This is a genomic window from Streptomyces sp. NPDC059456 (assembly GCF_042750055.1).
Taxonomy (GTDB): Bacteria; Actinomycetota; Actinomycetes; order Streptomycetales; family Streptomycetaceae; genus Streptomyces.
Window position 1 is genome coordinate 1 of the sequence record NZ_JBHYVA010000558.1, and the last position, 5,786, is coordinate 5,786.

The window sequence follows — 5,786 nt, forward strand, 5'->3', positions numbered from 1 at the left end:
GCGGCGCCCGCCTCGCGGGCGGCGTCGGCGGTGGCGCGGGCGGCGTCGCGGGACTCGTCCCAGGCGGCGACGGCGGTCTTCTCGGCGTCACTGGCGGCGAGGGCCGCGCGGGCGGGGTCGGCGTCGGGCGCCGAGTCGTCGAGCCAGCCGGCCCGCACGGCCTCGGCGGTCTCCTGCTCGACCTCGGCGAGCCGGGCCCGCAGGTGTTCGGCCTCGCTGCGGGCCCGCTGGGCGGCCGTGGCGGCGGCGGTGGCGTCGCGGTGGGCGGCCTCGCCCGCCTCCTGGAGGGCGGCGGACCGCTCCTCCTCCTCGTTGGCGACGCGCTCCCCGTTCTCGGCGGCGGTGTGCAGGGCCCGTACGAGCGCTGCGGCGGCCGTGGCGCGGGCGGCCAGTGCGGGGGCGGCGTCCCGCTCGGCCTCCAGGATCGCGGCGGCGACCCGGGCGGAGCGGTCGGAGGCGGCGCGGTGGCGCAGCACGATTTCGGCGGCCTGCCACGCGGAGTGCAGGGTGCGGGCTTCGAGGAGCTCGCGGCGCTGCGCGGCGGCGGCCTTGTCGGCGACGGTCAGCGCCAGCGAGGCGTGCCGGTAGGCGAGTTCGGCGGAGACGGCGGCGCTGCGGGCGCGCGCGGACTCGGCAGAGGTGACCCCGTGGGCGGCGCCGGTGACCCGCTGGGCGAGGTCGGCGGCGCGGCCGCGTTCCTCGGCGGCGCGGGCGGACAGCCGGCGGGCCAGGGTGCGGGTACGGCGTTCCGCGCCCGCGTGGACGTCGCGGAGCCGGGAACGGGTCCCGGCGGCTTCGACGATCTTGGTGAGCAGGTCCACGGAACCGGCGGTGAACTCCCGTTCGGCCATCAGCTCGGCGCGGCGGCCGAGCTTGTTGCCGAAGCCGTGGACCAGGTCCGCCAGGCCGTCGGTGTCCCGGGTGTCGGTGACGGCGCGCAGCAGCAGGTCGGTGAAGTCGGAGTCCTTCTTGACCGCGAAGAGACCGGCGGCCTCGCCCTCGTCGGCGTTCATCTCGCGCTGGTAGCGGAAGAGTTCGGGGTCGAGGCCGAGTTCGGTGAGGTGCTCGTTCCAGCGGTCGTGGATCTCCTCGAAGTACACCTCCAGGTGGGGGTACGCCTTGCCGGACTCGGTGAGGGCGTCGCGGAAGCCCTTCATCGTGCGGCGCCGGCCCTGGGCGCCGGAGGCGCCTTCGACGGGCGGGCGGACGGCGGTGGCCTCGGCGACCGGGAGGTTGTCCAGGCTCAGACCCGGCCCGGGACGGAAGGAGTACCAGGCCTCGGCGAACTTGCGCGGGTCGTTGGAGACCTGGCGGCCGCGCCATTCGCTGACCTTGCCGACGACCACGCACTCGCCGGTCTGGGTGTGCTGCCACTCCAGGGCCACGTGGCCGCAGTCGTCGGCGAGCAGGAACTTGCGCAGGACGCCGGAGCTGGCGCCGCCGAGGGTGTTGCGGTGGCCGGGGAGCATCACCGAGAAGATCAGCTTGAGCAGGACGGACTTGCCGCCGCCGTTCTCCAGGAAGAGCACGCCGGCGGGCGCGGGGCGGCGCGGCGGGCCGGTGGGCTCGTCCTCGAAGAACTCCGCCTGCGCGGGTGCCGGGTGGGGCACCGGCTCGCCGACTCCGCGCAGGTCGAGCACGGTGTCGGCGTAGCGCGCACCGGCGGGCCCGATGGAGTAGAGGCGGATCCGGGACAGCTCGTACATGGCGGCGGACTCTCGTGGATTCTCGGTGGTTCTCGGTACGGGCGGAAAGAGCGGGTGGCTCAGGCGTGGAACGGCAGGCCGGCGTCGGCGGCGAGCTCCAGGTCGTCGCCCTCGGGCGGCGGCAGGAGGGTGGCGGAGCCGTCGCTGACGGGGACCACGCCGAGTTCCAGGAGTTCGGCCATGGCCGCACTGCCCGCCATGTCGCGGACCTGGAGCTGGTAGCGGGGGGTGGTGCGGTAGGTGCCGCCGGCGTCGTCGCCGGTGCGCTGGAGGAAGCCGGAGTCGGTGAGGAACGCGGCGGCCTTGCCGACGATGCCGGTGGTGGAGCCGGCCAGGCGGCGGGCGTCCTTGGTGGCGCCGGTGGCGCTGCGGCGGGCGTAGACGCGCCAGGCGGCTTCGAGGCCGGGGGCGTCGGTGGCCGGGTCGGTGTTCTCGCCGAGTTCCGCGGCGCGTTCCTCCAGGCGGCGGCACGTCTGGCGGACGAACGCGTCGACGCCGTTGACGGTGACGCGGCCGATGTAGCCGTCGTCCGCGAGGTCCTCGGGGCGGGGGAACGCGAGGGCGGCGACGGCGAGATGGGCGAGGCCGTGCAGGAACCGGTCGGCGGAGTCGGCGGCGGTGCGGCGGGCGTAGTCGCCCATCCGGACGGCGAAGACGGAGTCCTCGCCGGCGGCCACGGCCATGCCGGCGCGCGGGGACACCTCCAGGACGACGAGGCCGAGGCCGGTGGCGACGGCGTCGGCGAGGCGGCCGAAGGCCGGGTCCTCGCGGTAGCGGCGCAGCAGTTCGGCGTACTCGGCGTCGCGGGCCGGGAGCAGCTTGGGCTGGAGCCCGAACGCGACGAGCCGGGCCGCGTCCGCGGCGTCGGCGGGCGTGACGGATCCGCCGGGCGCGGGCGTGGCGGGGGCCTGCGGCGCGTCGGCCTCGCTCCACGCGGGGTGCCGCTCGCTCCACGCGGGGTGCTCGGCGTGGTGGTCGCTCACGGGTGGTTCTCCTCGGCGGTACGGATGCTGCGTGCGGGGCGGGCGGGGACGGGTCGGGCGGGGGCCGTGCGGACGGCGGTGCCGGCGGGCCGGGCGGTGCGGCCACAGGGCCGGCCCGGGCCCGGTGCGGCGGTGCGGCCACGGAGCCGGGCGGCGCGGCCACGGGGCCGGCCCGTGCCCGGTGTGGTGGCGCGGCCGGGGCCTCCCGGTGCCGGCCGCAGCCGGTCGGTGCGGGGCGCGGCCGGTGCGTCGGGGTTCACGCGGCCTCCGTGCGGTCCGCGGTCATCGCGGCCGCGTCCAGGAGGGCCGTGCCGACGATCAGGTCCGCGCCGCCGAACTCGGGGTCGTCGAGCTCCGTACCGTCGTCCACCGCGAAGAGCAGCCGCTCCTCGCCCTGCCGGTACGCCGTGCCGACCGCGGGACTCGCCTCGTGGACGGCCAGCAGGGCCACCAGGTACGGCAGGTCCGGGTCGCTGCGCCGGGCTTCGGCGAGCAGCCCCGACAGGCGGCGCGGGGCGTCGTGCGGCAGGTCCAGGAGCTCCATCGCGGCGGCGAGCTGCTCCTCGCTGAAGCGGCTGTCGTCCGGGGTGGCGATGAGGTCCGGTTCCGGCATCTCCGCTCCGAGGTGCTCGCGCTCCACCGGCGGTGTCAGCAGGATCTCGACGAGGTCGGCGACGCGCACGGAGACGGGCGTGCGCAGGCCCGTGCCCGCGGCGAAGAAGGCGTCCGTGACCCGCCCGGCCTGCGCGACGGGCAGCGGCAGGATGGGGGCCACGAGCTGCCCGTACAGGTCGATCCCGGAGCGCGGCGCGGGCGCGGCGAAGGCCTGGCGGTCCTGCTCGGCGCGGAACAGCGGGCCCGCGTCCAGCAGCCTGGACTGGAGCTGGGTGTGGCGGCGGATGCAGTCCTTGACGATGTCGACGAGTTCGGCGGCGCGCCGCTTGTTCTCCGGGTCCTCGGCCTCGTCCCGGGCCTTGCGGATGTTCGTCAGGATCGCGTTCTCGTGCCGGTAGCGGTCGGCGACGTGGTCGAGGGCTTCCTCGATCATGTCGGGCACCGACTGGAGCCAGTCCACCGCCCGGACGTTGCGCCGGGTCGCGTCGAGGGTGCGGCGCAGGGTCTCCGCGTACTGCACCGTGCGGTAGCGGGCCTGCTCGGCGGCGAGCTGGGCGTCCGCGAGCCGGCCGCGGCTGATGAGGACCTCCAGCTTGACCTCGGCCGCGATCTGCGCGCTGGTGACGTCCGTGTCGAGGGCGCCGACCAGCACGTTGACGGCTTCGTCCGTCGTGCGGAGGTAGACCGCGCCGCCGTAGCCGGGGACCTCTTCGATCAGCTTGAAGTCGTAGTCGCGGCGGACGTACACCCCGTCCGGGCCGAACGTGCCGTAGATGGCGCGGAAGCCCCGGTCGACGCTGCCGACGTTGATCAGGTTTTCGAGCACCCAGCGGGCCACCCGCTCGTGCTCGGCCGCCGGGCGGTGCGGTGCCTGCGCGGCGACGCGCGGCAGCAGCCGGGCCAGTATCTGCTCGTGGTCCGCGCCGGTGTCGAAGTCCATGTTGAGCGTGACCAGGTCGATCGCGGCGAGCGCGACCTCCGCCATCGCGTAGATCCCGTACTCGCCGGCGAGATTGGCCTTGCGGACGTCGAGGTCGTGCAGCGGGGCGGTGCAGGCGAGCGCGCGCAGCCGCCGGGCCAGGCCCTCGTCGGCGGCCGGGCCCGGCGCCGGGGACGGAAGGGGCTTCGCCGGGGCGGGGAGAGTCACGGACAAAGACTAGGCGCTGACACGGACAACATCCCAAACGGCATGGTTCGGCCGGATCGGTCCCGGACCCCGCCGGACGTGCCGCCGAACCGCTCACCGCCGCGCGGGGGCTGTTCTACGCTCACCGCATGGCTTCCATGATCACACCTCTGATCGATCTCAATGCCGACCTCGGCGAGGGCTTCGGGCGCTGGACGCTGACCGACGACGAGGCGCTGCTGTCCGTCGTGACGAGCGCGAACGTGGCGTGCGGCTTCCACGCCGGGGACCCGTCCATCATGCGGCGGGTCTGCGAGCTGGCCGCCGAGCGGGGCGTCCGGATCGGGGCGCAGGTCTCGTACCGCGATCTGGCGGGCTTCGGGCGGCGCTCCATGGACGTGCCGGCGGGCGAGCTGGCCGACGAGGTGGCGTACCAGATCGGGGCGCTGGAGGTGTTCGCACGGGCGGCCGGCTCCCGGGTGTCGTACGTGAAACCGCACGGCGCGCTGTACAACCGCACGGTCGGCGACGCCGACCAGGCGGGCGCGGTCGTCGCCGGGGTGCGGACCGCAGCCGGGACCGGCGACCTGCCGGTGCTGGGCCTGCCGGGATCGCTGCTGCTGGCCGCCGCCGGGGCGGCGGGACTCACGGCCGTGCCGGAGGCCTTCGCCGACCGGGCGTACACGCCGGCCGGGACGCTGGTGCCGCGCTCCGAGCCGGGGGCGGTGCTGCACGACCCGGACGCCGTGGTCGCCCGCGCGGTCGCGATGGCCGCCGAGGGCGCGGTGACGGCCGCCGACGGCTCCCGGGTCGCGGTGGCGGCGCGCTCGCTGTGCCTGCACGGGGACACCCCGGGGGCGGCACGGCTCGCCCGGCGGGTCCGCGGGGCGCTGGGCGCCGCGGGGATCCGGGTGGAGGCCTTCGCGTGAGGCCGCTCGTGGTGGGCGGTGAGGCGCTGCTGATCGAGGTGGACTCGGCGCAGGAGGTGGCGGCGCTGCACGCGGAGCTGCTCCGGCGGCGGGAGGCGGGCGAGCTGGGGGACGTACGGGACGTCGTGCCGGCGGCGCGGACCGTGCTGCTGGACGGCGTGGCCGAGCCGGGCACGCTGGCGCGGCGGATCGCCCGCTGGGAGGTGCCGCCGCTCGCGCGGGCCGAGGGGCCGCTCGTCACCGTGCCGGTGCGGTACGACGGGCCGGACCTCGCGGAGGTGGCCCGGCTGTGGGGGGTCGCGCCGCGGGAGGTGGCGGGCATCGTCGCGGGGACGGAGTTCCGGGTGGCCTTCTGCGGGTTCGCGCCCGGCTTCGGCTACCTGACCGGATTGCCGGCGCGGCTCCTCCTGCCCCGGCGGGACACGCC

At 76.3% G+C, this 5,786-nt stretch carries 5 protein-coding genes and 1 pseudogene; 2 read left to right on the plus strand and 4 right to left on the minus strand.

Annotated features, from left to right (window positions below; translation table 11 throughout):
• From ACFXA3_RS33250 to ACFXA3_RS33265, 4 genes and pseudogenes are all read right to left on the minus strand, one after another.
• A pseudogene (locus ACFXA3_RS33250) lies at positions 1 to 1,706 on the minus strand (hypothetical protein); the annotation flags it as partial.
• Between the two features lie 59 nt (positions 1,707 to 1,765).
• Positions 1,766 to 2,689 (minus strand): hypothetical protein, encoded by a 924-nt coding sequence (locus ACFXA3_RS33255; RefSeq protein ID WP_385193004.1) that lies wholly within the window; start codon positions 2,687 to 2,689, stop codon positions 1,766 to 1,768.
• Complete coding sequence (locus ACFXA3_RS33260; protein ID WP_385193006.1) at positions 2,686 to 2,949, minus strand: hypothetical protein; 264 nt, start codon at positions 2,947 to 2,949, stop codon at positions 2,686 to 2,688. The genes ACFXA3_RS33255 and ACFXA3_RS33260 overlap by 4 nt, the downstream gene beginning before the upstream one ends.
• Positions 2,946 to 4,451, minus strand: a complete 1,506-nt coding sequence (locus ACFXA3_RS33265) for a hypothetical protein (RefSeq protein WP_385193009.1) — start codon at positions 4,449 to 4,451, stop codon at positions 2,946 to 2,948. Before ACFXA3_RS33265 ends, ACFXA3_RS33260 begins: the two co-directional genes overlap by 4 nt.
• Before the next feature lie 149 nt (positions 4,452 to 4,600).
• Here ACFXA3_RS33265 and ACFXA3_RS33270 point away from each other — a divergent pair, with 149 nt between their 5' ends.
• The gene (locus ACFXA3_RS33270; protein ID WP_385193014.1) at positions 4,601 to 5,359 is read left to right on the plus strand and encodes a LamB/YcsF family protein; all 759 of its coding nucleotides are present in this window, start codon (positions 4,601 to 4,603) and stop codon (positions 5,357 to 5,359) included.
• A partial coding sequence (locus ACFXA3_RS33275) for a carboxyltransferase domain-containing protein (RefSeq protein WP_385193011.1) occupies positions 5,356 to 5,786 on the plus strand: 431 nt, incomplete at its 3' end. The genes ACFXA3_RS33270 and ACFXA3_RS33275, both read left to right, overlap by 4 nt.